Source organism: Neisseria sp. 74A18 (genome assembly GCF_001308005.1).
Lineage (GTDB): Bacteria > Pseudomonadota > Gammaproteobacteria > Burkholderiales > Neisseriaceae > Neisseria > Neisseria dumasiana.
This window is the reverse complement of sequence record NZ_LGZA01000068.1, coordinates 1-2,914: the sequence shown is the minus strand read 5'-3', so window position 1 is coordinate 2,914 and position 2,914 is coordinate 1. Positions and strand designations below refer to the sequence as shown.

3 protein-coding genes and 1 pseudogene are annotated in these 2,914 nt (G+C 34.4%); all 4 read left to right on the top strand.

From position 1 onward, the window contains the following. The coding region (locus AKG43_RS11785; RefSeq protein WP_156300680.1) for a DUF2345 domain-containing protein at positions 1 to 677 on the top strand (677 nt) is incomplete at its 5' end. A gap of 4 nt (positions 678 to 681) precedes the next feature. After that, positions 682 to 1,692, top strand: coding sequence for a CHAP domain-containing protein (locus AKG43_RS11780; protein WP_115134197.1), 1,011 nt, complete (start codon positions 682 to 684; stop codon positions 1,690 to 1,692). Then, positions 1,689 to 2,306: a hypothetical protein gene (locus tag AKG43_RS11775; RefSeq protein WP_054617463.1), complete on the top strand. Its 618-nt coding sequence runs from the start codon at positions 1,689 to 1,691 to the stop codon at positions 2,304 to 2,306. Before AKG43_RS11780 ends, AKG43_RS11775 begins: the two co-directional genes overlap by 4 nt. A gap of 275 nt (positions 2,307 to 2,581) precedes the next feature. Further along, a pseudogene (locus tag AKG43_RS11770) lies at positions 2,582 to 2,914 on the top strand (hypothetical protein); the annotation flags it as partial.

The following is a 2,914-nucleotide window of genomic DNA, read 5'->3' as shown; positions in this document are numbered from 1 at the left end:
CCACCGCTACCCCGCAAAGCCAGCTGCACACCGCCGGCCAACACATCCACCACATCAGCGGCGGCGACACCGACATCAGCGCCGGCAGCAACTTCACCGCCCATGCGGTCGGAAGCGTCAACCTGTTTGCCCAAAGCAAAGGAGCGAAGTTACAGGCCAATCAAGGCAAGGTAGAGATTCAGGCACAAAACGATGAAATGCAGATCAATGCCTTGAAAGATGCCACCATCACCAGCAGCGCGGGAAAAGTAATAGTAGCCGCCAAAGACGAAATCCTGCTCACCAGCGGAGGCGGGTACATTAAGATTAAAGACGGCAATATCGAGCTGGGCTGTCCGAAGATGGTGTGGGTGAAGTGTGCGGGGTTTCAGGTGATGGGGCTGAGTAGTATAAGTAATCTATTACCAATCTTACCTAACAATCAGCAGCAAAAAGAAACAATGGGGATTCAAATTAAACGAATAGGAACCCAAGAAATCACAGGTATTTCTTTGGATTACAAATTGAAAACTGCGGGTGATGAAACACTTTTTTCATCTACAACACAAAACGAAAACGGGCTGGGTGGTGAGCATGATAAAGAGCAGATTTATGCTAGCAGTTATTTATTGATAGGAAAAGAAAGTGATGGTTGGCAGCTTTTTGTTTATGAAGCAGATAACCACGAGGGAAATTAGAAAAATGATTAAATCAAAACTACTGATTGTATTTAAAGACTCTTTAGCCGGCACGCCATATAATCTCCGATATAAAGTTTACATAAACGGGATAAAAGTATCGGAAAATAAAATTGAGAAAGGGAAAGATATCGTTTCTTATCAAATTATATGGATGAATGGTGAATTACGCCTAGAAGGAAACTCTGTAGTCATTCCTGAAAAACCATCAAATAAAGTTGAGATTAAAGTCATCTCTGCTGGAGGTTCAGAAAAGAAAGTTGGGGAGCACGAACTGAAAAGAAAGGATACTACACTAACGTTAGTTTCTCCATGGACAAGGATTCCACTAGCAGGAGGTGGAAAATTAGAAGGGGATTTTTTTGAAGTGGAATATAATGTTAAACGGAAAGATAAGAACCTTTTTGCAAAAGTGATTATCAAGGACATTCCTAGAAAAATTGTATTGACGGCTTTGAAATATAGAGGAAGTACACAATGGGCATGGAATTCTGAAAAATTCTCAGAAAGACGGATTTTAGTTTCTAATCATACTTCAAAGGGAATATATATGGGGAAACCTTCAATTTCCAAAGAGTTAAAAACTCAAAGATTTAAATATCCTAATCCTTCAAATAAATGTAGTACATTTATTCATGATATATTATTTGAGGTTGGAATTAATGTTCCTTGGATTTCACATGGTTGGATTCCTGAGGATTCTCCTCCATTAGCTAAAGAATGGGCTGATCCAAATATAAAAGACTTAAATAAAGACTGGAGCTTTAACAAAAATAACCCTCTACCTGGAGATATTGGTGCATTTGACATTAAAAAAGATTATGGTAGAAATTGGGGGGATGCTTCTGGGCATGTTGGATTTGTGTTAACGGACGGAGTTACCATATCTGCTGGACATGACAAAATTGAAGTTAATGATTCTGGCTTTAGAATTAAAAACCAAACCTCTGAAATAGGCAGAGACTTTGATTTTAAATCGTTTAGAAGATACAAGCATAAGGTCATAAAAAAGTGAGAAAAAAACTCTTATTGCCCCTTTTAATATTGTTTTTATTATTCAGTTTATTGATTAGTTTTATAATTTATACAGAAATACCTATTCAAAGATGTAAAAATTACATTCCTAGTAAGGATTCTAAGTTTTTATCATTTATTAATAGTCTTTCTGAAGCAAACATAAAGGAGAATTTAATATCGCGTCAAATTACTGGAGGATACACCTGGAAAGATTTTGAGCACAGTCCTTATGATTTTACTGCTAATAAAGCCGCGATGCCTATTTATGAAAATCAGGATATATATATTTGCGATGCTTCATTTATAATTACGTCTGATGACTACGATCAATCACAAAAAGCATATGCCATTCTACTTATGCAGCATGCTTCTATAAGAGAGCATCTTCATTTAGCGAAAACTGCTAATTCAGCATATCAAAATAAGATACTTATAGATAAAGATGCATTAGCACAATTATTTTATTCACCAGATTTGCATGGGAAAGGTACAAATGCTAAATATCGATGGTTACCAGCCTGGAAAAGAGAGTTTCGAAAAAATTCAAAAGATATTTTTACAAATGAACAAATCATAATGATAGAAAATGATTTATTTTTTGGGGAATGGTAATTATTATTTAAGTACAGAATTGATAGTCATGTAAAAACTTAGGGGCTTAGGAAGCAAAATCACCAAATATAGTGATAAGCTTCCTAAGCCCCTTAATAAAATATTAAAGTAGCGAGCACACCATGAAAAAAATAATTTTTTTATTTTGCTTATATAGTAATTTTGCCGTTGCACAACAAAATATTTTTCCTATTTATAGTACACAAAATTTATTAGGTTACGGATAACTAGAATTTTTAAAACCAAATAAAAATAATATTGCTTTTAGATATATTATGAAAAATAAAGAAGTTAAATTATATTCTTTAAAAGATACTTGTTATCAACAAAAAAACATAAATAATTGCGTATCAGAAATTGTATATTTAGGATCTTCACCAGATGGTAAATATTCAACGCTTATGCATATAGATGGTGGTTTAGTTGAAGATTTAGAGGAAAATTTCTCGTCTTATCATGAATCTAATAATACTCTGATTTTAAATCATAAAAGCGGTTGCTTAGTTATGGCGCCCTCTAAATATTACGTGAACTGGAAAGAAAAGCATACGTTAAGTGATGGAAATACTGATATTAATTTAAACGAATATTTTAAAAATATATCTATC

What these genes read in the sequence shown, in the direction of transcription:
- AKG43_RS11780 (WP_115134197.1), top strand. Translation starts at nt 682, where the DNA reads ATGATTAAATCAAAACTACTGATTGTATTTAAAGACTCTTTAGCCGGC.